The 25,274-nt window shown below is 62.1% G+C and carries 28 protein-coding genes and 2 pseudogenes; 15 read left to right on the forward strand and 15 right to left on the reverse strand.

Annotated features, from left to right (window positions below):
• Window positions 1–100 precede the first annotated feature (100 nt).
• From IY145_RS02905 to IY145_RS02925, 5 genes are read left to right on the forward strand one after another with little or no spacing between them, the layout of a single operon-like run.
• Window positions 101–1,837: a GspE/PulE family protein gene (locus IY145_RS02905; protein WP_196406840.1), complete on the forward strand. Its 1,737-nt coding sequence runs from the start codon at window positions 101–103 to the stop codon at window positions 1,835–1,837.
• Between the two features lies 1 nt (window position 1,838).
• A complete protein-coding gene (locus IY145_RS02910; protein WP_196406841.1) occupies window positions 1,839–3,059 on the forward strand; it encodes a type II secretion system F family protein in 1,221 nt (406 codons plus the stop codon).
• The gene (locus tag IY145_RS02915) at window positions 3,056–3,520 is read left to right on the forward strand and encodes a prepilin-type N-terminal cleavage/methylation domain-containing protein (RefSeq protein WP_196406842.1); all 465 of its coding nucleotides are present in this window, start codon (window positions 3,056–3,058) and stop codon (window positions 3,518–3,520) included. Before IY145_RS02910 ends, IY145_RS02915 begins: the two co-directional genes overlap by 4 nt.
• 53 nt (window positions 3,521–3,573) lie before the next feature.
• Window positions 3,574–4,041, forward strand: coding sequence for a type II secretion system protein (locus IY145_RS02920; RefSeq protein ID WP_196406843.1), 468 nt, complete (start codon window positions 3,574–3,576; stop codon window positions 4,039–4,041).
• Window positions 4,038–4,652 carry a type II secretion system protein J gene (locus IY145_RS02925; RefSeq protein WP_196406844.1) on the forward strand — a complete coding sequence of 205 codons (615 nt, stop codon included), beginning with the start codon at window positions 4,038–4,040 and terminating at the stop codon, window positions 4,650–4,652. The genes IY145_RS02920 and IY145_RS02925 overlap by 4 nt, the downstream gene beginning before the upstream one ends.
• Window positions 4,653–4,658: 6 nt before the next feature.
• Here IY145_RS02925 and IY145_RS02930 read toward each other — a convergent pair whose 3' ends face one another.
• Entirely contained in the window at window positions 4,659–5,213 is a 555-nt protein-coding gene (locus IY145_RS02930; protein ID WP_246721741.1) for an A24 family peptidase, read from the reverse strand.
• Window positions 5,214–5,263: 50 nt separating this feature from the next.
• On the reverse strand, window positions 5,264–5,635 hold the full coding sequence (locus IY145_RS02935; RefSeq protein WP_196406845.1) for a hypothetical protein: 372 nt from the start codon (window positions 5,633–5,635) through the stop codon (window positions 5,264–5,266).
• A gap of 468 nt (window positions 5,636–6,103) precedes the next feature.
• Here IY145_RS02935 and IY145_RS02940 point away from each other — a divergent pair, with 468 nt between their 5' ends.
• Complete coding sequence (locus tag IY145_RS02940) at window positions 6,104–6,910, forward strand: ABC transporter permease (protein WP_196406846.1); 807 nt, start codon at window positions 6,104–6,106, stop codon at window positions 6,908–6,910.
• Window positions 6,911–6,972: 62 nt separating this feature from the next.
• Here IY145_RS02940 and minE read toward each other — a convergent pair whose 3' ends face one another.
• Genes minE through minC form a run of 3 tightly spaced genes read right to left on the reverse strand, consistent with a single transcriptional unit; the run spans window position 6,973 to window position 8,868 of the window.
• Window positions 6,973–7,254 (reverse strand): cell division topological specificity factor MinE, encoded by a 282-nt coding sequence (gene minE, locus IY145_RS02945; protein WP_196406847.1) that lies wholly within the window; start codon window positions 7,252–7,254, stop codon window positions 6,973–6,975.
• On the reverse strand, window positions 7,251–8,066 hold the full coding sequence (gene minD, locus IY145_RS02950) for a septum site-determining protein MinD (protein WP_196406848.1): 816 nt from the start codon (window positions 8,064–8,066) through the stop codon (window positions 7,251–7,253). The genes minE and minD overlap by 4 nt, the downstream gene beginning before the upstream one ends.
• 16 nt (window positions 8,067–8,082) lie before the next feature.
• Window positions 8,083–8,868, reverse strand: coding sequence for a septum site-determining protein MinC (minC, locus tag IY145_RS02955; RefSeq protein WP_196406849.1), 786 nt, complete (start codon window positions 8,866–8,868; stop codon window positions 8,083–8,085).
• Window positions 8,869–9,996: 1,128 nt separating this feature from the next.
• Between minC and IY145_RS02960 the strand changes: the two genes are divergently transcribed.
• The 4 genes from IY145_RS02960 to IY145_RS02975 all read left to right on the forward strand — a co-directional run bounded on the left by IY145_RS02960 (window position 9,997) and on the right by IY145_RS02975 (window position 14,568).
• Window positions 9,997–10,461 (forward strand): hypothetical protein, encoded by a 465-nt coding sequence (locus IY145_RS02960; protein ID WP_196406850.1) that lies wholly within the window; start codon window positions 9,997–9,999, stop codon window positions 10,459–10,461.
• 131 nt (window positions 10,462–10,592) lie between these two features.
• Window positions 10,593–11,699: a glycosyltransferase family 4 protein gene (locus IY145_RS02965; RefSeq protein WP_196406851.1), complete on the forward strand. Its 1,107-nt coding sequence runs from the start codon at window positions 10,593–10,595 to the stop codon at window positions 11,697–11,699.
• Window positions 11,696–13,285 carry a glycosyltransferase family 1 protein gene (locus IY145_RS02970; protein ID WP_196406852.1) on the forward strand — a complete coding sequence of 530 codons (1,590 nt, stop codon included), beginning with the start codon at window positions 11,696–11,698 and terminating at the stop codon, window positions 13,283–13,285. The genes IY145_RS02965 and IY145_RS02970 overlap by 4 nt, the downstream gene beginning before the upstream one ends.
• The gene (locus IY145_RS02975; protein ID WP_196406853.1) at window positions 13,282–14,568 is read left to right on the forward strand and encodes a glycosyltransferase family 4 protein; all 1,287 of its coding nucleotides are present in this window, start codon (window positions 13,282–13,284) and stop codon (window positions 14,566–14,568) included. The genes IY145_RS02970 and IY145_RS02975 overlap by 4 nt, the downstream gene beginning before the upstream one ends.
• Window positions 14,569–14,822: 254 nt before the next feature.
• Here the strand turns inward: IY145_RS02975 and IY145_RS02980 are convergent, their stop codons facing one another.
• A complete protein-coding gene (locus IY145_RS02980; protein WP_196410694.1) occupies window positions 14,823–15,014 on the reverse strand; it encodes a hypothetical protein in 192 nt (63 codons plus the stop codon).
• A gap of 296 nt (window positions 15,015–15,310) precedes the next feature.
• On the opposite strand from IY145_RS02980, the pseudogene tnpC reads away from it, so the two are divergent.
• From tnpC to IY145_RS02995, 3 genes and pseudogenes are all read left to right on the forward strand, one after another.
• A pseudogene (tnpC, locus tag IY145_RS02985) lies at window positions 15,311–16,293 on the forward strand (IS66 family transposase); the annotation flags it as partial.
• Entirely contained in the window at window positions 16,290–16,883 is a 594-nt protein-coding gene (locus tag IY145_RS02990) for a plasmid pRiA4b ORF-3 family protein (protein ID WP_196406854.1), read from the forward strand. The pseudogene tnpC and the gene IY145_RS02990, both read left to right, overlap by 4 nt.
• A gap of 23 nt (window positions 16,884–16,906) precedes the next feature.
• Window positions 16,907–17,116: pseudogene (locus IY145_RS02995) on the forward strand (oxidoreductase); the annotation flags it as partial.
• 310 nt (window positions 17,117–17,426) lie between these two features.
• Here the strand turns inward: IY145_RS02995 and IY145_RS03000 are convergent.
• The 9 genes from IY145_RS03000 to IY145_RS03040 form a co-directional block, all read right to left on the reverse strand.
• Entirely contained in the window at window positions 17,427–18,845 is a 1,419-nt protein-coding gene (locus tag IY145_RS03000; RefSeq protein ID WP_196406855.1) for an outer membrane protein, read from the reverse strand.
• A 120-nt stretch (window positions 18,846–18,965) separates the two neighbouring features.
• Window positions 18,966–19,172 carry a response regulator gene (locus IY145_RS03005; protein WP_196406856.1) on the reverse strand — a complete coding sequence of 69 codons (207 nt, stop codon included), beginning with the start codon at window positions 19,170–19,172 and terminating at the stop codon, window positions 18,966–18,968.
• Window positions 19,173–19,412: 240 nt separating this feature from the next.
• Window positions 19,413–19,640 (reverse strand): SelT/SelW/SelH family protein, encoded by a 228-nt coding sequence (locus IY145_RS03010; protein WP_196406857.1) that lies wholly within the window; start codon window positions 19,638–19,640, stop codon window positions 19,413–19,415.
• A gap of 73 nt (window positions 19,641–19,713) precedes the next feature.
• Window positions 19,714–20,154: a GNAT family N-acetyltransferase gene (locus tag IY145_RS03015; protein WP_196406858.1), complete on the reverse strand. Its 441-nt coding sequence runs from the start codon at window positions 20,152–20,154 to the stop codon at window positions 19,714–19,716.
• Between the two features lie 4 nt (window positions 20,155–20,158).
• Complete coding sequence (locus IY145_RS03020; RefSeq protein ID WP_196406859.1) at window positions 20,159–20,845, reverse strand: glutathione S-transferase N-terminal domain-containing protein; 687 nt, start codon at window positions 20,843–20,845, stop codon at window positions 20,159–20,161.
• Window positions 20,846–21,133: 288 nt separating this feature from the next.
• The gene (locus IY145_RS03025) at window positions 21,134–21,562 is read right to left on the reverse strand and encodes a hypothetical protein (RefSeq protein ID WP_196406860.1); all 429 of its coding nucleotides are present in this window, start codon (window positions 21,560–21,562) and stop codon (window positions 21,134–21,136) included.
• A gap of 123 nt (window positions 21,563–21,685) precedes the next feature.
• A complete protein-coding gene (locus tag IY145_RS03030) occupies window positions 21,686–22,270 on the reverse strand; it encodes a cupin domain-containing protein (protein ID WP_210332611.1) in 585 nt (194 codons plus the stop codon).
• Complete coding sequence (locus tag IY145_RS03035) at window positions 22,248–23,150, reverse strand: haloalkane dehalogenase (RefSeq protein WP_196406861.1); 903 nt, start codon at window positions 23,148–23,150, stop codon at window positions 22,248–22,250. Before IY145_RS03035 ends, IY145_RS03030 begins: the two co-directional genes overlap by 23 nt.
• Complete coding sequence (locus IY145_RS03040) at window positions 23,147–23,734, reverse strand: TetR/AcrR family transcriptional regulator (protein WP_196406862.1); 588 nt, start codon at window positions 23,732–23,734, stop codon at window positions 23,147–23,149. Before IY145_RS03040 ends, IY145_RS03035 begins: the two co-directional genes overlap by 4 nt.
• A gap of 199 nt (window positions 23,735–23,933) precedes the next feature.
• Between IY145_RS03040 and IY145_RS03045 the strand changes: the two genes are divergently transcribed.
• Window positions 23,934–24,275 (forward strand): helix-turn-helix transcriptional regulator, encoded by a 342-nt coding sequence (locus IY145_RS03045; protein WP_196406863.1) that lies wholly within the window; start codon window positions 23,934–23,936, stop codon window positions 24,273–24,275.
• Window positions 24,272–25,249 carry an SRPBCC family protein gene (locus tag IY145_RS03050; RefSeq protein ID WP_196406864.1) on the forward strand — a complete coding sequence of 326 codons (978 nt, stop codon included), beginning with the start codon at window positions 24,272–24,274 and terminating at the stop codon, window positions 25,247–25,249. The genes IY145_RS03045 and IY145_RS03050 overlap by 4 nt, the downstream gene beginning before the upstream one ends.
• Window positions 25,250–25,274 lie beyond the last annotated feature (25 nt).

Here is a 25,274-nt window from a genome sequence, read left to right on the forward strand (position 1 = left end):
CCTCGCGAGGCTACCATCCGATCCCACGCAGCGCCAGCGCTCCGTCCAGTCCCGCGGCGGAGCGCCCGAGACGACGGAGCTTTTCGAGCGAGTTCTTTCGATGACCGATGGCGTATTTTCACGCGAGACGCCGCCCCGGCCGAGCGCCCAGAGCGGCGCGCTGCTGGAGGAGTTCGGCGCCTATCTGCTTCGTGAGAGCGTCGTCGACGAGCTGGCCCTGCAACGCTCGCAAAGGGCGGCGCGCCAGAGCGGCGAACGTTTCGACCATGTGTTGACGAAGCTCGGCCTCGTCTCGGAAAACGATCTCTGCATTCATCTCGGCAATTTCCTGCAGATTCCCGTGATGTCCGCGGAGGAGACGCCGGGCGAGCCGGTGCTCGAGGCGCGAATTCCGAAAAAATTCATCCGCGCCAACGGCATTCTCCCGCTCGCGGCGACCGGCGAGCGGCTCACCCTGGCGGTGACCGATCCGCTGGACAACGGCCCCATGGAGGCGCTCGCCTATTCCACGGGCCTCGCGCTCGATCTGCGCATCGCGACGCCGGCTTTGTTCGAAAAGGCCTGGGCCAGCCTCTATGGCGATCGCTCCGACGGCTCCACCCTCGTCGAGGCCGACATAAGGGCCGACGACGCCAGCGACTTCGATCTGCAACGGTTGCGCGACATCGCCAATGAGGCGCCGGTCATTCGCCGCGTCAATCAGATCGTCGGCGGAGCGATCGAGGCGCGCGCCTCCGACATTCATATCGAGCCCGGGCTCGACGCGGTGCAAGTGCGCTATCGCATCGACGGCGCGCTGCGCACGGTCGACACGCTGCCGCCGGGCCTCAAAGCCGCCATCACCTCGCGCATAAAAATCATGGCGCGGCTCGACATCGCCGAGCGGCGGCTGCCGCAGGACGGCCGCATCAAGCTCGCGGTGCGCGGCGTCGATATCGATTTTCGCGTCTCGACCATTCCGACGGCGCATGGCGAGAGCATCGTGCTTCGCATTCTCGACCGCAGCCAGGTCGCGCTCGACTTCGACGCGCTCGGCTTCGAGCCAGGCGTCATCGCCTCGCTGCGCAAGGTGATGCGCAGCCCCAATGGCATCGTGCTCGTCACCGGCCCGACCGGCAGCGGCAAGACGACGACGCTGTACACTGCGCTCAAGGAGCTCGCCAATCCGGAGGTGAAGGTGTTCACCGTCGAAGACCCCATCGAATATCAGCTCGCCGGCGTCAATCAGGTGCAGGTGCAGCCGGCGATCGGCCTCGATTTTCCATCGAGCCTGCGCGCCATGCTGCGCCAAGACCCGGACATCATCATGATCGGCGAGATCCGCGACGCCGAGACGGCGAAGATCGCCATACAAGCGTCATTGACGGGTCATCTCGTCTTCTCGACGCTGCACACCAATAGCGCCGTCGGCTCGATCACGCGCCTCATCGACATGGGCGTCGAGCCCTATCTCATCGCCTCGACGGTCAAGGCGATCATGGCGCAGCGTCTGGTGCGGCGCTTGTGCCGCTCCTGCAGCCGCCCGCTGCCCGAGCGCGCGACTTGGCGCAGCCGGCTCGCCGGCGAAGGCTTCGCGCGCGAGCCGGAGCGGCTCGGCGCGCCGGTCGGCTGTCCCTCCTGCCGGCAGACCGGCTACGCCGGGCGCTCGACGATCGCAGAAATGCTCATCATGAACGAGCCCATGCGGCGGCTCGTCTGCGAGGCCGCTCCCGAGGCGACGATGACGGCGGCGGCGCGCGAGGCCGGCATGACGACGATGTATCAATGCGGCATGGGCAAGGCCTGGCGCGGCGAGACCAGCGTCGACGAAGTGCTGCGCGTGACGCAGATCGATTGACATGTCCATTTTTCGCTACCGCGCCTATTCGTCGACCGGCGACCTCATCGAGGGCGACATAGAGGCGCGCTCCAGCGAGGACGCCGAGGACGCATTGTGGCGGCGCGGGCTCACGCCCCTCTCGCTGCGCGAGACGCGCGCCGGCGGCAAGGGATCGCTGCTGACGTTGCAATTGGGCGCCCGCAAGCCTTCGCCGGCCGATATCGCCTCCTTCACGCGGGAATTCGCGACGCTGGAGCAGGCCGACGTTCCACTCGACCACAGCCTGCGGCTGCTGGCGACGCAGAGCGCCACGCCGGCGCTGCGCGCGCTGGCGGACGAAATCTTGCGGCGCGTCGTCGACGGCGCATCGCTGTCCGACGCTCTGGCGACACGGACCGATCTCTTCGGGCCCGATTACATCAGCATCGTGCGCGCCGGCGAAACCATGGGCAAGGCGGCGCAGGCGCTCGCCGACATGGCCGATATTCTGGAGCGCCGCCTCGAGATGCGCGCCCGCATTCAGAGCGGACTCGTCTATCCGGCGTTGCTCATCGTGCTGGCGATCGTCTCGACGTCCGTCGTGCTCGGCACGCTCGTCCCCAATATTGCGCCGATCTTCGTCGACAGCGGTCAACCCATGCCGGCCGGCCTGCAATTCGTCATCGACGTCTCGGCGAATTGGCGATGGGGCGTCGGCGCCATCGCGCTCCTCACCGCTCTCGCCGTCACGCTGCGGAGATACGCCGCGGCGAGCCCAGATTTCGGCGTGCGCTTCGATCGCGCTCTGCTCGCTCTGCCCTACGCCGGCCCGCTGAGCGCCAAATTGCAGACCGCGCGCTTCGCCTATACGCTCGGCTCCTCGCTGAAAGCCGGCGTGCCGCTGCTGCAGGGACTCGAGAGCGCACGCGCCGTGCTTTCGGACCGCTATTTCTCCGCGGAGCTCGCGAAAGTCATCGAGACGGTGCGCGGCGGCGGCGCGCTGAGCGCGGCGCTGGAGCGCGTCGAACGGCTTCCGCCGACGACGGCGACGATGACGCGCATCGGCGAAGAGGCCGGCCGGCTCGACGACATGCTGCTGCGCCTCGCCTCCATGTTCGAACGGCAGACGCAGCGAAGCCTCGAGCGCGCGGTCGGTCTCGTCACGCCGACCCTCACCATTCTCATCGCGGCCGTCGTCGGCGGCCTGGTGATGACGATGATGGACGCCGTTCTCGGCATCAATGATCTCGCCTTGCGATGAGGCCCCCTTTCGCCCGCGGCGCCGCACGCAGGAGCGGCTTCTCCTTGCTGGAGATGCTCGCCGTGCTGGCGATCGTGGCGCTGCTCGGCGGAATGGCCAGTCAATTCACCCGCCGGCCCTCGCCGCGCCTGCGCGTCGAGAGCGCGACGCGGGCGCTCTGCTCCGGGCTGCGGGCGACGCGTTTGCGGGCGATCGCCACCGCCAGCGAGCAGGCGCTGACGATAGACCTGCGTCGCAGAGCCTTCTTCTCGATGGCCGTCGCCGCGACGGCGCTGCCGGAAGACGCCGCGATCGAACTCGCCGTTTCCGAGCGCCAGCGAGCGGAGCCCTCGCGCGCGGCTATCGTCTTTTTTCCCCACGGCGGCTCTTCGGGAGGCGGACTGACGATCGCCCTTTCCGGCGCACGCGCCGAAATCGCCGTGAATTGGCTCACCGGAGCGACGAGATGCGCCTTCCATTAGAGCGCTTTCCGAGCGAACGGAGTCGTTCGATCGATCAGACTTCGCTCCACCGAATGAAAGCTGGAGCGCCATCCGATCGCACTGGATCGAAGGGCTCTCCAGCGTGCGTCGCGCGCCTCTCGAAAGCCCGGCGCAGCGGCTTCGCGCTGATCGAGGCGCTCGCCGCCTTTTTGATCCTCACGCTGGTGCTGGGCAGCCTGCTCCAGGGAGTCGGCGGCGGCGCGCGCAACGAGAGCCGTGGCGATTTTCTGCTGCGCGCCACGCGACAGGGACGCTCGCAGTTGGAAGCGCTGGGCGTCGCGGCGCCGCTCATCGTCGGCGAGACCTCGGGACGCTATGCGGACGGGCTGCTCTGGTCGCTCGCGATCGGCCCCTGCCGGTCGGCCCCCGACCTCGGCGGCCTCGGCGAAACGATCGGCTGTTTCGTGGGGCTCACCATACGCCGGCCGGGCGATGTCGCGCCGGGCGACATTCTGACGCTTCGCACGGTCAAGATCGACGCGAGCAGGCCGCAGCGATGAAGCTCCCACGCCGCGCCCGCGGCTTCACCCTGATCGAAGCGCTGCTCTCGATCGCGCTGATGTCGCTCATTGTCGGGACGATCGCCGGGGGCTTTCGTCTCGGCAAGCGCGTCTGGGAGACAGGTCGTGATTATGAGGGCGTCCAGGAGGTCGAGGAGGCCGCCGGCGCGCTCGAGGCCATTTTGTCCCGCGCTTTTCCCATTCTCCTCGATAAGAGGGATGGCGCGCCGACAGTCGCCATAGAGGGCCGCCCGGATCGTATTCGCCTCGTGACGACGAGCGACGGCGGCGCGGATTGGGGTGGCCCCGCGCTGACGGAGATCGCCGCTTCAGGCGACGATCTCGACGTACGCTCCGGCGTGCTGCGGCCGGAGGCGTGGAGCCGCGGAGCCGGCGGACCGACGCGCTCCGCGACCGCGCTGCGCGGCCTCGCTGCTTTCGAGCTCGCCTATTTCGGCGCGCCGGAGCCGAACGCGGCCCCCGTCTGGACGAAGAATTGGGTGGAGCGCATGACGGCGCCGAAGCTCGTGTCGGTGCGGCTGACGGCGAAGCGCAACGGCAAGCTCATCGACTCCTCCTTCGTCGTTCGCATTCGGCAAAATCCCCTATGACGCGTTTCATCCCACCTCGAGCGGCCCGAGGCTCCAACACAGCCAGAAGCCGAGCGCGAGATGGGGACCGAAGGGTATGGGCTGAGCCACATTGCCGAGCGCGCCGTCACGCGCCGCCAAAAGCGCCGAAGCGAACGCCGAGACGACCGCGATGAGCAGACAGCCGGGCAAAGCCGCGGGCCCCAGCCACAGGCCCGCGATTCCCAGCAGATGGGCGTCGGCGAGGCCGAGGCCGGCGCGCCCCCGCAGCAGCCGATAGGCTGCATCGATCGCGCGCAACGCCCCATAGCCGCAGCCCGCCGCCGCGAGGCGCAGCGCGGCGTCGTGAACATCCGGCGGCAGGATCGCTAGGCCGAGCAGCAACAGAATGATCAGCGGACCATCGGGAATCACGAGATAGCGCGCGTCGAACACAGCGGCGAGCGCCAGCGCGCCGAACAAGACGAGCGTCGGCGCCGCCCACCAACCGAGTTGCCCAGAATCGAGAAAGACGAAGGCGAGCCCTGCGAGGGCTGTCCAGGCGACATGCGCCAGCGCGCCGCCCTCCCCTCGCGCGGTCAATATCGCGGCGCCGGTTTCGCCGAGCGACGCGCGGCGGCGCGCCGAAACACTCAGATATCGACGAAAATCTCGCAACCGAAGTCGGAGATGGGTAGACCCGCTTGGTCGAAAATCTTGTTCCAGCATCGCCCGACGCCACTGATCGTCCGAAAGAGATAGACGCCGGTCTCATCCTCGATGCGCCGATCCGGCACGCGATGATGGCCGAGGTAATTGAAATAGGAGATCGCGACATCCCCGTGGCAGCGGTAGAGAATCTGCCGCGAAAGGACGAAGACGAAGCTGCGATCCTTCGCTTCGTTGACGCAATAGGAATAATGCGCGAGCGCCTCTGGCTCGACGCTGACGCCCGACGGCGCCGCGAGGCCGGGAGCGCCGAACAGGATCGCGCAGATCGAAATCACACTCTGGATTTTGCGCATCGAAACGGCCCGCTTCGCCGACATTCCGCCAGGAAGAACACGCTGGCACCGTTCAAATCTTTAAGAGAAAGCCGCCGCCGGATCAAGAAACGACTTACCGCCTCGCTACCAGCTCGGACTCCCGGCGCCGGCCGGACCACTTCGGTGGCCGAGGCCGATCTTGCCTGCGTAGAGTTATTACGATATTGAATCAATCAGCTAGAATGCGACAATCGATCAGGTGACTTTTGCCCGCGAAAGCTCGCCGCCACAACGGCGTCCCAGGGCGCGATCGAAGCCAACGACACGCGAATGACGCTCGATCGCGTCTCCTTCGAGACGGCGGAGTCCGGGTGTCGGCTCGACGACACCCACGCCGCATCAGCGCCACATTCGAGACCTATCCGAGGCGGAGCCCTTCGCCACCTGAACCGCGCAAGCGATCCGATCGTCGACTCGGACATCGCCGAAACCGAGTGGAGGTAGCCTATGTACGCCGCGCAGAGTGAAACATCGGAGTTCCGCGAGGCCTTTCGGCGCCAGCGGCAGGTGTTGCTCGCTTTGATGCTGCGCAACATCCGCACGCGATTTTTCGGTCACGGCCTCGGCTATCTGATCGCCATCGCCTGGCCGCTCCTGCACACTCTGATGGTCATCATTCTGATGGGCGCCAACAACCGCATGGCGCCCGTCGGGGAAAGCATGGTGCTTTTCGTGGCGACCGGAGCCGTGCCGTTTCAGGTGCAGGCCTATCTGTCCACATTCATGATGACATCCGTGCTCTTGAACCGGCCCCTCTTCGCCTTTCCGGAGGTCAAAGTGCTCGATGCGCTGCTCGCGAGCATCGTGCTGGAGATTCTCTCCTCCTGCACTGTCGTTCTGATCCTCATCGTCATCGGATGGGCGGCCGGCGAGAATCTGATGCCGCGAGATATCGAACAAGCGGCCTGCGCCTATGGCGCCTCGATACTTCTCGGCGTTGGCATGGGCTTCTTCAATGGCACGCTGGCGCTTGCCGTGCCGATATGGGCGATGATTTTCGCTCTGTTCCGCATTTTGCTGTGGCTGGGCTCTGGGACTGTTTTTCTGCCGGATAATCTGCCGGAGCCCTATCGCACGATGCAATCCTATAATCCGATTGCACAGTCGATCGAATGGCTACGATTCGCCTATTACGACGGAGTGGGAGTCGGCTTTCTGGACCGCGCTTACGTCTTGGAGTTCGCGCTCGGAGCGATTGTCATGAGCCTCCTGCTCGAACGTATGACTAGAGGCCATCTGCTGGCGTTGCGCTGACCTCGAGCGGCGAGGACTTGCGAGCGGCATATCGCCGCTCGCTTCGAGGGATAGGCGCGGCGTCACGCAGCCGCTTCTGAAAGCGCGTCACGCATCGGCGCGGTCGCCGAAATCTCTATGTCGATCTCGAGCAGCGACACTTGATCGCCTTCGCGCAGCTTGATCTCCACTTTGTCCGGGTCGATCTCGATATGCTTCGAGACGGCGGCGAGCACCTCCCTGTGCAAGAGAGCGACCAGATTGGAATTGGACACAGACGCGCGCTCATGCGCGAGTAGAATTTGCAGACGCTCGCGCGCGACCGGCGCCGATGCGCGGCGATTGAAGAAATCGAACAGTTTCATGCAGCCCTCCGGCCAAAGAGCCTGACGAGAAGTCCCTTCTTGTCGGACGGTATGTCCATCGGCACTTCCGCGCCGCACAGACGCCTCGCGGCGTCGGCATAAGCGCGCGACGGCGCGCTCGTCCCGCTGTGAAGGGTGACGGGCGTCCCGACATTCGATGCGCGCAGAACATCGTCGCTCTCAGGAATGATGCCGAGCAGCGGGATGGACAAAATTTCCAGCACATCGTCGACATTCAACATTTCACCGCGCGCCGCGCGGCCCGCATCATAGCGCGTCAGCAGCAGATGCTTCTCCATGCGCCCTCCCTTCTCGGCGATCTCGGTCTTGGCGTCGAGGAGACCGATGATGCGGTCGGAATCGCGCACCGATGAGACTTCAGGATTGGCGACGACGACGGCCACGTCGGCGAAGCGCATGGCGAGCGTCGCGCCGCGCTCTATTCCAGCAGGGCTGTCGCAGACGATCCAGTCGAAACGCTCGCGCAATTCGTCGATGACGCGGCGCACACCCTCTTCCGTCAGAGCGTCTTTGTCCCTGGTCTGGGAAGCCGGGAGAAGATAGAGATTGTCGAGCCGCTTGTCGCGAATGAGCGCCTGATGGAGCTTGGCGTCGCCCTGCGCGACATTGATGAGATCGTACACGACCCGCCGCTCGGCCCCCATGACGAGATCGAGATTGCGCAGGCCGACGTCGAAGTCCACGACGGCGACCTTTTGATTCGACTGAGCGAGCGCTGCGCCGAGCGCGGCGGTCGACGTCGTCTTGCCGACCCCACCTTTGCCGGAAGTGACGACCAATATCTTGGGCATTTTTTTACCGTCCCTCTCAATCGAGTTTGGTGATTTTGATCGTTTCGTCCTCGAGCCGAGCATGGACCGCTCGTCCGCGCACATCGTCTCGAATTTCATCGGCCGTCATATAGAAACCGCCGACCGCGAGAAGCTCCGCCTCGAGGCGGCGGCAGAAGATGCGCGCGCGCGATTCGCCATAGGCGCCGGCCATGATGCGTCCGCGCACGGTTCCATATACGTGGACAGAGCCGCCGGCGATCACATCTGCGCCGGAAGAGACCGAGCCGATCACGATCACGTCGCCCTCCGGATGGAAAATCGATTGACCCGAGCGCACCGGCGTTTCGACGACGAGCGGAGCGATGTTTCTCTCCGGCTCGGGATCGACGCTCGACGCCGACGCGGCGGGCTCTCCGCCGCCGAGAGTCTGCGCGATCGCCTCGAAGGCCGCACGCTCGTTCGGTGTCAGCGTCGCGATAGGCTCGCCGCCCTCCCCGAGAGCGTCACTGGTGGCGATCGAGTGGCCGTTGGTGAGAATCGGCGGCAGGTCGTCGCAAGCCCAGGAGGGATCGACGCCGGTCAACCCCATGATGCGAACGCTCCGCCCGGATAGCAGATCGACGAGTTCCGCCACGCTGTCGCGATCGAGGCCGAGCTTGGACACGTCGACGACGATCGCCTTGCGGGAGAAGAAAGACGGAGAATGTTCGAGACAGGCGTCGAGCCGCTCGATCCATCCGGCGATCGGCGCGTCCGGCTCGAGGGCGAGGACCGGAAAGGATCGGCCACGAAAACGAATGTGAGTCGAAGGTTGGGTCAACGGTGGACTCGCTCCAGCTGCGTCGTCATTTCACGCTGGCATGGTTAACAATGCGTTAACTTACTTAAGGGTTAATTCGGCGCGGTCGGGTAGGGTGAGGATTCACGCGCGCAAAGTAGGCGGGCCCCGGCGCTGCGCCATCGCTATCTCGCATCGCGGAAAATGAATCATCGAAGAGCCGCAAATACGATATGAGCGACTATCTAATCTACGATTGAAAGGTCGCTTTCGTATGCACGAGCCCTGATCTGTTTATTTTTCTACACATTCGGTTACACTCACGGCGTTGTTGACGTAAAACTCGCCCAATGCGCGAGTAATGAGCATTACGTCATCCCCTCGACGGGCCTACACGGCCCATGGTTGCGCGAGAGACCTCCTTGCGCCCGAGCGCCACATCTTCGAAGAAATTCGGCGGCGTTCGTCCTGGGGATCAGTGCATTTGCGGCTTCCGCTCGCACGATCGTCGAGGGGAAGATCACGACGCCGCATCTCGGTTTCGAACGCAACAGGAGTTTCAGCAAGAAAAATCCGATATGAGGCAGTTCATTTATTACGACACACGGGATCTGTGGTAGGCTCCTGGACCAATCCGTAAGACAATCAGCGCGCTCGCATCCCGGGCGAGAGCAAACAAAATCCGGAGCCATTCCGACGCGTTTTTTCAGCGGGTCGATTTGATCGCCTGTTGTATGACGCAGGGGGAAGCCAAGACCGACCATCGCAGGCACTTTGCCGTTCCGGGCGATCTCGGCTCCGAAATCGAAACCACCGAAAGGGCTCTGCGCAAATGACCCGCAACAGGGGGACGCCCCCCGCGAACCAATTTGACTGTCGCCCATCCCAGTTTTTGAATTTCTCTCGAGCACAGGAGCGTCGATCGGTTCGTCCGCCTCACGGGCGTCGAACAGGGGAAATGCCTCCGCCGGCCCCATCACCGTCGACATCGCCCCACAGCCCGGCGATCCGAACCTCCGATGACACTCCGCCGCCCAGCCTCGAAAGCGACATTTCCCCCTCCCCCGATAGAGGTGTCTTCTGCGTTCGACAATCGGGGGGCGCTCATTGACATCTCGATTGCGCTCATTATACATCCCCCGGTAAGAGCAATGAAAATGGAATGCTCCCATGAATAAAGTGATATCGGTGACGGAGAAACGTCGACTGTCTGAATTTGCGCATGCGCTCGTCACGCGCGCGAGGGCGCAAGCCGAGAGTGAGACGTCGAGCGAGTTGCCGCCCCTTTCGTTCACGGGCAGCGTTTCGACGATGGATTCGTTGTTGCTTCATTTGACCGAACAACGAAATTACCTCCTCAAATTCTCGGCGCAGATTTCCGCACAGGTCACGACGCTCTCTTCGACCATCGACCGCCTGTCTACGGAAATCGCCAAGGTCGCCGGAGAAGTGGATGGTTTGCGGCGCGAGAGAACGACGCTTCAGCAGGCCCTGGAGGAAGCGAAACAGGAGGTGAGCGACGTCGCCGAAGCCGTCGTCGTCGGCGTCACGCAGCAATTGGAGCAGCACATGAAGGTCTTCGAGCCTCTGACCCGCTCCGACTCTTCGGCGGAGAGGAAAGCTTCTGGCGGTTGATACGTCGTTTCTCCGAGACGACGGAAAAGAAGCAACATACTTCGGCTCGATCGTGCGGGCGGGGATTTTGGGCGGCCGCCATCTCCGGATCCCGGCGTCTCGATATCGAAATATCTGCCTGGTGAGGATGAATGTCACGTGTTGTTCAATATCATCCCTCGGTAATTAGCGCCGACGCCATCGGAGCCTCGATTTCCTCCCTGCATCAGGCGCTTCGAGAACTTGGTGTGGCGTCCTATGTCGCATGTTCCGATTCCAACATCGTGAATAGCGATTATGCGACGCTCTCGACCTCCATGTTGAAGCGCATGGCTTGGCGAGACACGGATCTGCTTTTGCTGCATTATTCGTTTTTCAATGACGAGCTCGAAAGTCTTATTGATCTACCTGTCAGGAAGATTTTAATCTATCACAATGTAACGCCGGGCCATTTTTTCCGCAGTCATCGATCGATGAGTTTTCTCGGAGATTTGTGTGACCACGCACGCGGGCAAATGCGGCGTTTCGCGAGCGCCTTCGAATCGGCCGTCGGCGATTCGGACTATAATTCGGCCGAGTTGCGAGAGTTTGGATTTCGGAACCCGGAAACTATCCCTGTGTTCTTCAACGACGCGTTCTTCACGTCGCGCGAGCTCGACAATGAATTATACTTCGATATAAAGGCCTCATCAGAGGTCAATATCGTATTTGTCGGACGCTTCGTGCCTAACAAGCGGCACGATCTTCTGATTGATATTCTGGCGGCCTATAAGAGGCTCTTCGGGCGCTCGGCGTCGCTGCATCTCGCGGGGAAAATTTGGGACAATGAATATTTTCACGCCCTGCTCGGGCGGGCGGTGCAGGGAGGCGTATTGTCGAACGTCAAGATTTATCAGAATGCAAGCGGGCTCGCAGTCAAAACCCTTTTCGCAGCGTCCGACGCTTTCATTTCAATGAGCGAACATGAAGGCTTTATGGTGCCGGTGCTCGAGGCGTTCAGCGTCGGTTGTCCGGTGTTGGCGTATTCGAGCACGGCCGTGGGCGAGACAATGGGAACGGCCGGGATCAAATTCGATACGCTCGATCCGGCGATCCCCGCGGGATATTTAGAGCTCTTGCGTCGTGACAAGACCTTGCGCAACGAAATCGTCCGCGAGCAGGCGGATCGCGTGACAGATTTCTACTCCGAAGCGACTGCGAGAAAGTGGCTCTCATTCTTGGGAGGGTTCGTCGACATCTCCGCGGGGTTGAACTCATGATCATCGCATATGACGCCGGCGCCTTTCAGCAATCGATCAGCGGTGGAATATTCAACACGTCCGTCGGTTTTCTGAACGCCGCAGTCAAAATTGCTCCAGATATCGAATTTATTTTTGTCGCCGATCCTTATTTCGGCGAGGTGCGACCGGATGCGATGGCGGCGCTATCGTTCAAGCCCCATGTGATCTATCGCGATGTCCTGAAGCCCGCCGGATCCTTTTCGCTTCTCACCGACAATCCCTTCGCACGGTTCGATGTGGATGGCGTGGTCACGCCGGCAATGGAAACGCCGTCGCCGAACGGATTATGGTTCCACTATGAGGGCGCTCCCCCTCGACAGGCGATGTATTTGCGCAGCCGGGCGTCACGTCCCTGCGACACGCTGAATGTCCCCGACTCGCGCACTCTCGGAGTGGCGGTAGATAAGATCGTCATCGAGTCGGAGAAGGGATCACACGAATATTCCTTCGGGGACGCCCGGCTCGTAACGGGCTACCATGATCCTGAGTTCGCTTGGCGCTGGACGAACGGATGTGCGGATATCCCGGTCGAGTTTTTCTCCCGCGTAGACAAGGTGCGCGTCGGAGTGCATATCCGAAACAAGCTTCGCTATCGCCTCGCGGACGGACGCTTCGACCGTCGCTATAACGGCGCCGTGCAGGCCGCGATCGAGCAGCGGCGAACCTATAATTTGAAGAAGCTGGGCCGAGAGCTCCAAGATATGGGCGCAACCGTTTATATTGCGAGCCATTTCATCCCAATCGCAATTCCCGGGCTCGCTCTGGCGAGTTGGGCGTTCGACGTGATCCCCGTCATGTTCCCGAACTTCTTCGGCAAGGACGCGATCGAAAATTTCGCAAACGTCCTCGATGTGTTCAAGAGAGCCGATCACATTTTCTGTATTTCCGATACGACCCGCAATGACATCATCGACAATGTCGGCATCGACGCAGAGCGTCTGACGACCACCTGGATCGGGCCCGGCGCGATCACGCGGCGCCCACCTTCCGCGGTCGACGCAGCGCTCGCGAAATTCGCTCTGCCGAGAGATTACATTCTCAACGTGGGAACGCTCGAGCCACGCAAGAATCACGTTCGCCTCGTGATGGCTTACGACGAATTTCGGCTCAGCGTCCAAAACCCACCGGCGCTGGTGATCGTCGGTTCTCACGGTTGGGGATATAACGAATTGATGGGGTTGATCACGAGCCGCGGGCTTTCGGAACATGTGAAAGTGCTGAGCGGCGTCGACAACGAAGATCTATCGGCGCTCTACTCGGGGGCGATGTTCGTCGCCTATCCCAGCATCTATGAAGGATTTGGCATGCCGGTGCTGGAGGCGCTGGCGTGCGGCGTCCCGGTCTTGACCTCTCAGGAAACCAGCATGCAGGACATTGCACAGGACGCCGCCATTCTCGTGGATCCTTTGTCGGTGAGCTCGATCGCAAATGGGCTTCTGGAGCTCACGACCAATTCGGAGCTGCGTTCTCGCCTCGCCATGAAGGCGAATGACGCCGCCTCGCGCTTCGACTGGGATCGCGTCGCCGGAACGCTCCTCGACGTTTTGAAGGGAGCGCGCCGATGAAAATCGTAGTCCTTTCCACATTCGACATTACGCCGGTTCGGGACGGTGGACAAACGCGCTATCTCTCGGTCTACAAGAACATCGCCAAGGAACACGACGTAACGCTGCTCGCCTATGATTTTCGGCAAAGCGATCACATCAGACGCTATAAGCTCGCCGACCGCTTCGACGTGATCGTCTTCCCCGCCTCGACGGGAGACCTCCACCACTACTGGCACATTCTGGAGAAGACGAGACGTCTTGCTCACGACGTTCTATGCATTCGGGAATATCAATTCTCGGACGAGTTCGCGTGCGAGGCGCGACAGGTCGTAGGGGCGGCGGATGTCGTCATCGCCTCTCACCCCTATCTCGCGTTGCTGGGTTTTGGATTCGCCAAGCAGAACGCGATCAAAATCTACGAATCATACAATGTCGAATACGATATAAAGGAACAGCATTTCCGAGGCGGCTTGGGCACGGCGCAGATCGCTTCCTTCATGGACACTGTGTTTCACGGAGAGAGAATGGCCTGTCGCGAGGCCAACTTCATCACGGCGGTAAGCGCGGCAGACGCCGAGCGTCTGATCCAGTTGTACGATGTGCAGCCCAGTCTCGTCACTGTCGCGCCCAATGGGGTCGATTGTTCGAAGTATCCGGCCTGGAACAGGGCCCGTCGCGCCGAGCTTCGCAGCAAGTTGCAGATTGGCGATAAGACATTGGCGGTTTTCTTGGGTAGCGGCTATGGGCCGAATGTCGAATCCTACTTCAAATCGCGTGAATTATTGGCGCGAGCGGGGTTCGACGGCGCTGTCGCGCTGATTGGTTCGATCGCGCAGGCGGACCGCACCGGCTGGCCTGAGGTCGCTTTCGACGAGCTATGGTTCGATTTTGTCGAAGAAGATCTCAAGATCGCGCTACTGAGCTCGGCAGACTTCGCTCTACAATTATTGTTTTCGGGCGGCGGCACCAATTTGAAGCTCTTCGACTATATGGCGGCCGGATGTCTCATCGTAGCCAATGAATTCGGCGCGCGCGGCGTCTCTGCGAATGGATGGCACATATCGACGCAGAGCGAAAGCGAGTTGGTCGCCTTCTTGCGCTCTCGCATTTGGGAAGACGATCGAAGCGAGGCGATCCGCTCGAGGGCGCGCGCAATAGCAAAAGAGCAATTCGATTGGGCGATCATTGCCGAGAGGATTGCTTCGCTTTTTGGCTCGCGCCTAAACATCGATCTTGCAGTCGCTGCAGACGCATCTACAAACTCATCGAGTAGAGAGGCTTTGCTCGCGCCTTCGCTGTAAGCCCATCATCTCGTCGTGCCACGCAGTGGCCGACGAATGTAACGAAAGCCATTCGAAGCACCCCTTCAGCACGCCCGGGTGCGGCTACTCCGTGGCGCACCCGCTCGATCAACGAGCAACACATCCGGCGGCGAGATGCTCGCCGGCACGATCTTGCCGCGCCCGCTCGCCGTCGGAAAGCCGGCCGCAAAAATGATCTCATTGCACGGTTGATCCGGCGCGCCCACCGGAGTATGTCACCGCGCCTTCGTCAATCAGCGCCGCCGGCATCTGCGCGACGCAGGTCGACCGCCCATCGGATCGTCGAAATCGAAGACTATCTTCGAATGACGATTGCGATAAGTGACGCCGATCACGTCATTGACCTGGATTTCCAGGCATCCGCGCACGTAGAGCCCGCATTGGATGCAGGCGTCGAGATTTACCCGCCGCTTCTTGTCGAGCACTTATCGGCGAGCGCGTCGAAAGTATTGGCCGAGGCGGATGCTTTCGCGTAACCCTCCGCCGGCGGCCGCCTGGCGCTGAGGATTTCGTGCGGAGTAGTCTTGCGCTGTGGCCCTTTGGCCATCCGTGATAGTGTCCATTATCGATAATGGACACTATCGCCGCTTGGCGGCGGCAGTTTGCGTCGGCGCCTTCTGAGCCGGCGATCTTGCCCGTCACGATCGTTCCGTCCGAACAGCCAGCGCTTCCGGCGCCGCCGGAGGCGCAGGGACGCATGGAGATCATGCTTCTCTCTGACGAGAAGATCGTGGTCGGCGCGGATGTCGAGGCTCACGCGCTTGCGCGCGTCATCAAGGCGCTGCGTCCGCTCTGCGACCTCATCCGCGACCACGTCTTCGCCGGCGCCAGAGTGCATGGCGACGACACGACCGTGCCGGTGCTGGCCAAGGGCAAGACGCGCACCGGGCGGCTGTGGCCTATGTGCGCGACGATCATCCGTTCGGCGGCGCCGATCCGCCGGCGGCGATGTTCTTCTATTCGCGCGATCACACCGTTGAGCATCCCGAGCGCCACTTGGCGCGCTTTGCCGGCATCCTGCAAGCCGACGCCTATGCCGGGTTTAATCGGCTTTACGCGCCGGGCAGGTCGCCGAGATCAATCGTCGAGGCGGCATGCTGGAGCCATAGCAGGCGCAAGTTCTTCGTGCTCGCGGACATCGCCGCTCATGCGCGGAACAAGGCGCTTGGCAAGCAGACGGCGATCGCGCCGCTCGCCTTGGAAGCGGTCAAGCGCATCGACGCGATCTTCGACATCGAGCGCGAGATCAACGGGTTTGCCGCCCACGAGCGCTTGGCCGTGCGCCGCGAGCGCGTTGCGCCTCTGGTCTGCGATCTCGAAGCCTGGATGCGGGCCGAGCGGGCGCGGCTGTCGCGTCATGCCGATGTCGCCAAGGCGATGGACTACATGCTCGAGCGCTGGGACGCCTTCGCGCGCTTCCTCGACGATGGGCGCGTCTGCCTGACCAACAATTGCGCCGAGCGCAGCCTGCGCGGCGTCGCGCTGGGCAGAAAATCCTGGCTCTTCGCGGGGTCCGATCGCGGCGGCGAGCGGGCGGCGGCAATATATACGCTCATCGCGACCGCAAAGCTCAACGGCGTCGACCCGCAGGACTGGCTCGCCGACGTGCTGGCGCGCATCAACGATCACAAGATCACCGATCTCGCCGCGCTGCTGCCTTGGCGGTGGGCGCAAGCGCGGGAAAGCCGTAAACTGGCGGCATGACCGCCATCGCCCGTCTCAAAATCACCCTCGATGACGTGGACCCAAAAGTCCTGCGGCGCATCGAGGTTCCGCTCGGCATAAAGCTCGATCGCTTGCATCTTGTCTTGCAAGCCGCGCTCGGCTGGACCAACAGTCATCTCTACGAGATCCGAGCCGGCGGCGCCGGATGGGGCTTGCCCGATCCAAACTGGCCCGACGGACCGCTCGACGCACGCAAGGCGAAGCTCATCGACATTCTCGAGGACGCGGGCGTCAAGACGCTCCGCTATCTCTACGACTTCGGCGACGGCTGGGAGCACACGATCAAGATCGAACGCCTCGTCGATGCAGAACCCGCCGCCCTTTACCCGAGGTTGATCGAGGCGAGCGGGCGCTGTCCGCCCGAAGACGTCGGCGGCCCCTGGGGCTATGCCGAAATACTGGAGGCGATCGGCGACAAAAAGCACGAGCGACATGCTCAAATCCGAGAGTGGCTCGGAGAAGAGTTCGATCCAAAAGCCTTCGATCCCGAACCACTCGAAGCGGAAGTCGCCGCCCTCGCCAAAAGCTGGTCCCGAAAACCCGCCGCAAAGAAACCGCCTCCAGCCTGATCCGCGGGTCTCGCCGGACGGTTACGCTGGTCAACAATGCCGGCGTGATGGTTCCCCCGCTCATGCGGACGAAACAGATCTTCGAGCTTCAGTTCGGCGTCAACCATCTCGGCTGCTTCGCCTTCACTTCGCTGCTTCTGCCCAAGCTCGTCGCGACGCTCGGCTCGCGCGTCGTCGTGACGGGCAGCCTCGCCCACACATCCGGCAGAATCGATTGGGACGACCTCAACGCCGCCGACGATACCTCTTTGACGCTGGCGGCGCCGAACACATCCGTGCAATTTCGACTATTCCGCCAAAGCCGCAACGCTCCCTATCAAGGATCGTTGGGCGGCCGGAGCTTCTGCTTCATTCCCCTTGCTGGCGAGGCCGGAAAAAGCCCACGTGGCGCGTCCGGCGAAATTCACGTCGCGCGATCCATCCGGCAACGCCAAACTTGATTGCAGTGCAATCATTGCCTATTTTGCTGGCGAAGCCATTCTGGAGGCTGTCGTGGCGAGCAGCCGAAGCGACATGCAACGCCGGCTGTTGTGTCGCGCTTCGTCAGAATTTGTAGAGCACGGCCGCGCGCGCCTTTCCCGTTGTCGGTCGCGCATCGATCGCCGATCCGAGCACGGCGGCGTATTTGTCATAGAAGCTATGCAGATATTCGAGACGAGCGCCGACATGCTCGGTCAGCATCGTTTCCATGCCGCCGCCGAGCTGAACGCCGGTGAAGGCGTGCGACGCGCTTATACCGAAAAGGCCGGCTGTCGTGAGGCGCCCATAGGTTTGCGTCCATCCTGCCGTTCCGAACAAGAGCGTGTCGCCAAATAGGTGGCCAGCACGCGCTCGGATGGAATAATCCCAATCGTAAGTGATTTGCGCGCTGGTCGAGAACAGAGGAAGCGCGCCGCTCGCGGTCGATTTCGCGCCGCCGACGCTGCCGTCGATTTCGACGCCGAAAACCGACCGGCCATACTGATAGTCATAGCCGAGCAGCACGCCCCCGCTGCCGCCCGCGCCGCCGACGCCATCGGCCGAACCATTCGAATCGGAAAGCTTCGTGCTACCCCACGCGACGCCACCATGAGCGCCGATATGCGCGCCCGTCCAGCTCTCGCGCAACAGTGGCGTCCTCGCGCCAGTAGGGGCGAATGGCGTGTCTCGGCCGTCCGACTCGGACGGTCTGAAGATAAGACCGACGCGGGCGACTCCAGTGTCTGGCCGAGCGTCATAGAGGCCTCCGTGGAAGCTTCGCTTGCCGTAGACGCCGTGAAGATATTCGACACGGCCATAGAGATTGCTCGTCAGTCGGGTCTCGACGCCCGCTCCGAACACGCCGCCGACGTATCGCGCACCGCCTCCGCCCGGCGCATTGTTCGGGAGGCTCAAACTGGTGAACACTTCCGAGACGCCGGCAGTCACGTAAACGAGCGTGTCGTCTGACGTGAGAGTTCCGAGCCTCCCGCGCAACGCCCAAGAGGCCGCCTCTCTGAACGTCGTTTCGCCAGAGGAGTTCGCCTTCGCCGCAGTGGAGTTCACATTTCCGTCGACGGCGATACCCGCCACGATCGACGGCGAGAACTGATAATCGAAGCCGGCCGTCGCGCCGACGCTCGCGCCGAACATGCCGACGCCATCGAAGTTCGACCACTTATCAGAGAACCGGAATTTCGCCCACCCGGTTCCGAGCGTCGCACCGACATAAAATCCTGTCCAGCTCGGCGGAGGGGCGACGGGGCGCGATGGCACGTAGCCGTCTTTGCTGACGATTGGCGCGTAGGTTCGGCCGCGATACGATCGCGCGCCGATAGAGCCGGTCACGTCGTCATTGCGCCCGCGCTCGCGCAACTGTTCGCCAACGGGATAGGTGGGAAGCTGAGAAGGAGCCGGGGGTTCATTGTAGCGGACAGGTGAGCCCGCCATCGCGGCGCTTTCGGACAAAAGGACGAGCGCCGTCGAAGCAAGAATTCGTTTCATAATCAAAACCCCCAGTAGCGTGAGCGCCACTATTGGGAGACATGGTTAACAATCCGTAATATGATCGCGTTTCTGTTCGAAGTCCGCGGAAGCTTTGCACCAGCGGTAGGCCGCTTTCAGTCATTTTCGAACCGGCATTTCACGGCCGTAGGAGCATCTGAGATCGAGGACGACGAGATCGATCCGGCGCCGCGCCATCAAACGGTCGAGGTCGCGCCCGTCGCCGCAGGCGGCGGCGTCGAAGCCTTTGCGATCAAGCAAGCCCTTCACGAGGGAGCGAATCTCCGGATCGTCCTCCACCACGGCGATCGTCGTCGACTGAACCATGTCGTGATCCCACACCAAAAGAGATATTTGCTCGTTTGCCGGATCATCCAGCGAAAGGAGTCGAGCGTGTTCCCGAGCGGTCCTCGCATGATGGCGTTCTGGAGCTCTGGAGGGTGCTCGAGGTCCATAACGCAAACGTTGCGTGTCGATTTCGAATTGTTGCAGCCGCCGCCCCAGTGGCCATTCCGGCGCCTTCGCCCCTCGCGAGGCGCACGATGGCGTCGAGTCGCAGCGGCCTTGCTATTTCACCGCCTTGGAGACCGACTCGACAATTTCATCGATATCCGGAAAATGGCCCTTGACGCGCCTGGCGACGATTTCCGCATTGACACGCACTTCGAATACGCCGCCCTTCCCCGCTACGAGGCGCGCGGCGACCGACAGATTGCCCTTTAGCGCATCGGCAGCCTCCTTTGCCCGCTTTTCATAGCCACATGGCTTGCAATAGGTGATCGTGACGTCGTTCATGGTTTCGGCTTTCATCTCGAATACTGGACGACATGGTTCGTGGCGTTGCGTTATTGGGGACGCTGCAGCGCGATCATTCAATGATCCCGTCTTCCCGATTGCGCTCGACCGACACTGCGAACGACCACAGCATGGCCGTCTTCATCGGGCTGAAACCGCGCTTCGAATAGAAACCCTCCTTGCCGCGCCGAGCGTAGAGAATGACCCGCTTGTGATGTCGCACCTCTCGCTTCAGCGCCTCGAGAATGAAGCCGCCATAGCCCCTCCCCTGGAATTCCGGATGAACGGCCAAATCGCAGATCACGGCGCAGTCGACTTCATCGCCGAACGCGCGACCGGCGCCGACGAGTCTTTCGCCCTCGAGCGCAAAGACCCGGTACCGACTGTTCCGGAAAGCTTCCACTATTGCGTGCGCGGGCCGCTCTCCGAGCTTCGCCGCCGAGTAGAGGCCGGCAAGCTGATTGTCATCGCGAAAAGTCGAAACGAATATCGGTTCGCCGTCAGCGGACGCCATGAATCTAGCCCTCCGACTGCGAACCGAGCGTGGCGCAATCTGCCGATTGCAATGTCCGGCCGGTGTAGACATCCTTGCTGTCGCCGTACGTTCTTATGACCGCAGGACGGACACGGATCTCTTCGAACCATCGATGCAGGTTGGGGAACTCCCGAAGGTTCTGGCCGTGCGCCATGTGCGGGACGATCCATGGAAAGCAAGCCATGTCGGCGATTGAATAATCCTCGACAATGAAGGGCCGGTCTGCAAGGCGCTTGTCCAGCACGCCATAGAGCCCCGCGGTTTCGACTCTGTAACGCTCGATCGCATAGGGGAGCGTTTCGGTCGCATAGACATTGAAGTGGCCGATCTGGCCAGCCATGGGTCCCAATCCTGCCATTTGGCAGAACAGCCACTGAAGCACCTCCAGACGCCGGCTCGGCTCCTCGGGCATGAACATCCCGGCTTTATCGGCGAGATAGAGGAGGATCGCGCCCGACTCGAATATCGATAGCGGCTGGTCGCGCATGGCGGGCGAATGATCGACAATGGCGGGGATTCGCCCGTTCGGCGCGATCGCGACGAACTCAGGCCGGGATTGGTCTCCTATAGAGAGATTTACCGGGACGATGTGGTAGGGAAGGCCCGCCTCCTCAAGGAAAATGCGAACCTTGAGACCGTTCGGCGTCGCCGCATAATAGAGTTGAATCATATCGAATCCTTCATTCGCGCCGCGCTCCTCTCATTGTCGCAATGCTGTGGAGAGGTGCCGCACAGGGGTCGATGTGGTGGCGTGGTGGCGCGCTCGTCGCGGCCTTTCGCTGGATTGTGCGCCGGTCGACTGATGAATCTCAGCGCGGAAAAACGCGCGAGCCGCTCCTGGAAGATTGACGCTTTGCCCGCATTTCCTGCACCAATCGCCAAGTCTTTCCATGATCGGCGGATCGTTCATTGCACCAGCGAAAGCTGTCCCTCGTCATGTCCCGATAGACCCATCGAGTCATCGACCCAGCGGCGTCGACGCCGGACAGTTGAATGATTTCATCGACCGCTCGTCGCGCGAGCTGGCGGGTGATGTTTCCATTGGGCGGATTGATCCAGATGATGTGCCAGGCGTCGATCTCAGGGTCGTAGACGCGGATGGTCGTCGAATATCGATCCCGACTTGCGACCAACTCACTTCTTTGCCTTCCCGCGGCGGCGTGATCCATAGATCCTGGATCGCACGTCCCTCGAGCACCCAGTCGAAACGAATATCCCAGTGTGAATGTGTGACTGTTCCGTCGGCTGCGAACTCGGTCGCCTCCGCGAGCCAATCGCCCACGAACTGCCCGTACAGCATGAGCTGATCGGCATATTCGGCGGCAGGCCCTTTCGAGGCGAGGCCTTCCAGAAACGTGCGTGGGTTCGAACTGATCGCTGTATCCATGGGGTCGCCGCTCGATTCTGACTGGGGTAGTCCCACACGACGGCCCGTCGAGGCCGTCGATGCGCGATGTAAGTCCCTGTCGAACAGGAAGCCTGCAGCGCAGGAGGAGTGGAGGCTGGGCGGCTATTGCCGCCCTTCTCGGCGCCTCGCCTGAAATGCGCTCGTCGAGTCGTGATCGGGAATGAGCGCGAGGTTGGGGATGACGCCTCGAACGTCGCACCATTTTTGATAGGCGTCGCGCGTGCTGAATGCATCGTCGATGCCAGTGACGACGCCATCGGCATCTAGATACTCGACCCGGCCTTTCAAAGAGATTTGGACGATGCAAGGCTCGTCCCCGACGCATCGCCAGCTGTCGACGTTGCCGGCAGGCTCGAAGACATAGGTCCCTGGCCCCACGATCTCACCCGTCTCGATGAGCTCTCGCTTGCCGAAAAGGTTGTAGGCATGCACTTCACCAGTGTGTCTGTGCCGGGTGATCGTCGCCCCCGGCTCGAGACGCAATTGAAGGGAATAGCCATCCTCGGTAAATTGCAAAGGGCGAAAAAATAGTCCGTCTCGCAGCGGAATCCATTCGAGCGTAGCGGAATCGATGGAGTGGCTCGTCGATATCATTGATTGATCTTCCAGATGAAGTGATGATGGATGGGGTTGCTGGTTCGCTGCGACATCATCCTCTCGCCGTTCACGCCGCGTCACGGCCTTCACGGCTTGTCGCCGCAATCCAGCCTGCGAGCGTTCGCCCGATCGCTTCGGGATGATCTTCCTGCAGATAGTGGGTGCCGGCGCCGAGGCGGACGACGCGGCAATCATGCAAGGTCCGAGCGAAGCAGTCTGCGAAGGCGGGAGAGACGAGCGCGCCTGGATCGCCCACGAAGAGCAGCTTGGGATAATGGGACGACGCCAAAGCCGCATGCGCCTGCTCCAAGGCGGCGACGACGTCGGCGGGGCGGCCTGCGATCGGCAACTCGTTAGGAAATCGCCAGATCGGTCGTCGCGATTGCGGTGTCGGGAAAGGCGCGCGGTATGCGGCCATTTCCTCATCGCTCAGCTTCCTGACGACGGAGCCGGGGAGCACTCGCTCGATAAAGACATTATCTTCGAGAATCAGCGTCTCGCCTTCGCCGGGTGTTCTGAACGTGCAGAAAATTTCGCGCGCCGCGGGAAGTTGATGGAAGTCGTCCCACGTCGGCATGGGGCGGATGAATTCCATGAAGGCGAGGCCGCGAACAAAATCGGGTCTGCGCGCCGCCAGATGAAAAGCGAGCGCGGTTCCCCAATCCTGCGCAACTAGATAAGCCGATGTCAGGCCTGCCGCTTCGAGAAACGTGTCGAGATAGCGAACGTGATCCGCGAATCGATAGGCGATGTCCGGCTTCCCAGACTGACCGAAGCCGATCAGATCAGGGGCGATACAGCGAGCGACAGGCGCGACATGCGGAATGATGTTGCGCCAAATGTACGACGAGGTCGGATTGCCGTGCAGAAATAGCGTGACCGGCGCCTCGGCGGAGCCCGCTTCACGATATGCGATCGTCGAATCGAGCACGGAAAGCCGCGGAAGCGTAACGTCGTTGTTCATAGTCATGGCTCCTTGAAAACCGTTGCGAAGGCGATGCGCTTGAATCGTTCGAGCGGCTCGGGGCCGCGCTCCACCTTCATGCGCAGGATCGCGCCCTCCCAGGACGCGAGCAGAAATTCGGCGAGGTCGTCGGGATCGAAGGCGGCGCCGATCTCGCCCGCCTTCTGAGCCTCGGCGATGCAGGCGGCGAATGGCGCGCGCCATTCGGCGAAGATGAGGCCGAGCCGCTCTCGCAAGAGATCGCTCTGCGGAGCGGCTTCGAGGCTGAAGTCTCCGATAAGGCAGCCGCGAGAAAAACCGTCGGCGGCGAGCCGGTCGGAAATGATGTCGAGATAGCGCTTCAGACGCTCGCGTGGAGACAGGCGCGTGTCGTCGAGCGCTTGCCCGACGAGTCGTTTGACGTGGTCGAAATATCGATCGAGCACCTCGAGAGCGAAAGCTTCCTTCGACCGGAAATGATTGGTGAACGAGCCTTGGGGCGCCGAGGCCTCGGCGACGATGTCGCGCACGCCGGAGCCGTTATAGCCTTTACGGAACATGACCTTGAGGCCGGCGTCCAGAATGCGGTCGCGGTGGGATGCTTTTGCCATGACCGTATAATACGTACGGACGTATTGCTGTCAAGCGCAACCCTATTTTTGTGCTTCAATGACCAACTCACCCCCACTCCGGAGCGCGAGCGCAACAGAAGCAGATTGTTCCAAGGGCGCGACGAGCCGGGGAGCAAACACTTAGCGATATGGCGAAGTGTCTCTTGCGTCGCCGATAAACCGCATGATAGTTAGTTGCATGGCTAAGCATGATCCAGATCTCTCGCTGCTCTTCCACGCTCTGGCCGATCCGACCCGTCGATCGATCCTGACTCGACTCGCCGAAAGGCCCGCGCGGGTGACGGACTTGGCAGGCCCCACGGGCCTGCGTCTGCCCACGGTGATGCGGCACATTTCCGTGCTGGAGGAGGCAGGGTTGATCACCACGTCCAAGGACGGGCGGATACGCACCTGCGCCATCGTGCCCGAGGCCCTGGATCCGGCGCGGACATGGCTCGATGAACAGCGAACGATCTGGGAAGCTCGGCTCGACCGCTTGGACGCATTTGTGACGAACGTGATGAAGGAGCGCGCGAAATGACATTGAACTCGGATCCGAGCACCCCGACACCTGTGGGACCCGATGACAGGAGGCGCCGTTTTGCGACACTGACCTTCGAGCGCGACGTGGCCGCGCCCTCCTCGGCGCTGTGGCAGGTTTGGACGGCGCCGGCCGCGCGGGCGATCTGGGCCGCCCCCACGCCCTCGGTCACGGTGGAGTTCTTGGAGGCCGACACCAGGGTGGGCGGACGCGAGGTCTCGCTGTGCAAGGTCGAGGGCGAGCCGGACATCCGCTGCGAGAACGGCTGGCTGGAGTTGCAGCCGGCGGTATGCAGCGTGAACTACGAGGTGGTCTCGTCCGGGGGCGTGACGCAATCGGTAGCGCTGGTGACGGCGGACATCTCAGACGCGGGCGAGCGCAGCCGGCTGATCGTGACGGTGCAGCTTTCATCGCTGGCCGGGGATATGGAGGCGGGCTACCGACAGGGTTTCGGCGCTGGACTGGACAATCTCACGGGCGTGGCCGAGCGGACCATGGTGCTGCAGCGAGTGATACAGGCGCCGCGAACCATTGTCTGGAGCGCGTGGATGAACCCTGAGACGCTGCCGCAATGGTGGGGGCCGGACGGGTTCTCCTGCCGAACGACGAGGATCGACCTGCGAACGGGCGGCGAATGGGTGTTCGACATGATCGGGCCTGACGGCACGGTCTTCCCGAACCACCATCTCTATGGCGAGGTCCGGCCCGAGGAGAGGATTGGTTATATGCTGCTATGGGGCGAGAACGGGCCGAAGCATGCCGACGCCTGGGTCTCGTTCGAGGATCAGGACGGGGCGACGAGGGTTACGCTGGGCATGGTATTGAGCACGGCTGCCGAGTTTCGGGAGGCAAAGGCCTTCGGCGCTGTGGAACTGGGACTGCAAACTCTGGGCAAACTGGAGCGCTTCGTCACGTCGCGACCATCGAGGCGACCGCGCGAGGGTCGTATAGACGGCGAATTTCCAACCAGATGACGCCGCGGCGATTATCGAACCGTTG

The organism is Methylosinus sp. H3A (assembly GCF_015709455.1).
Taxonomy (GTDB): domain Bacteria; phylum Pseudomonadota; class Alphaproteobacteria; order Rhizobiales; family Beijerinckiaceae; genus Methylosinus.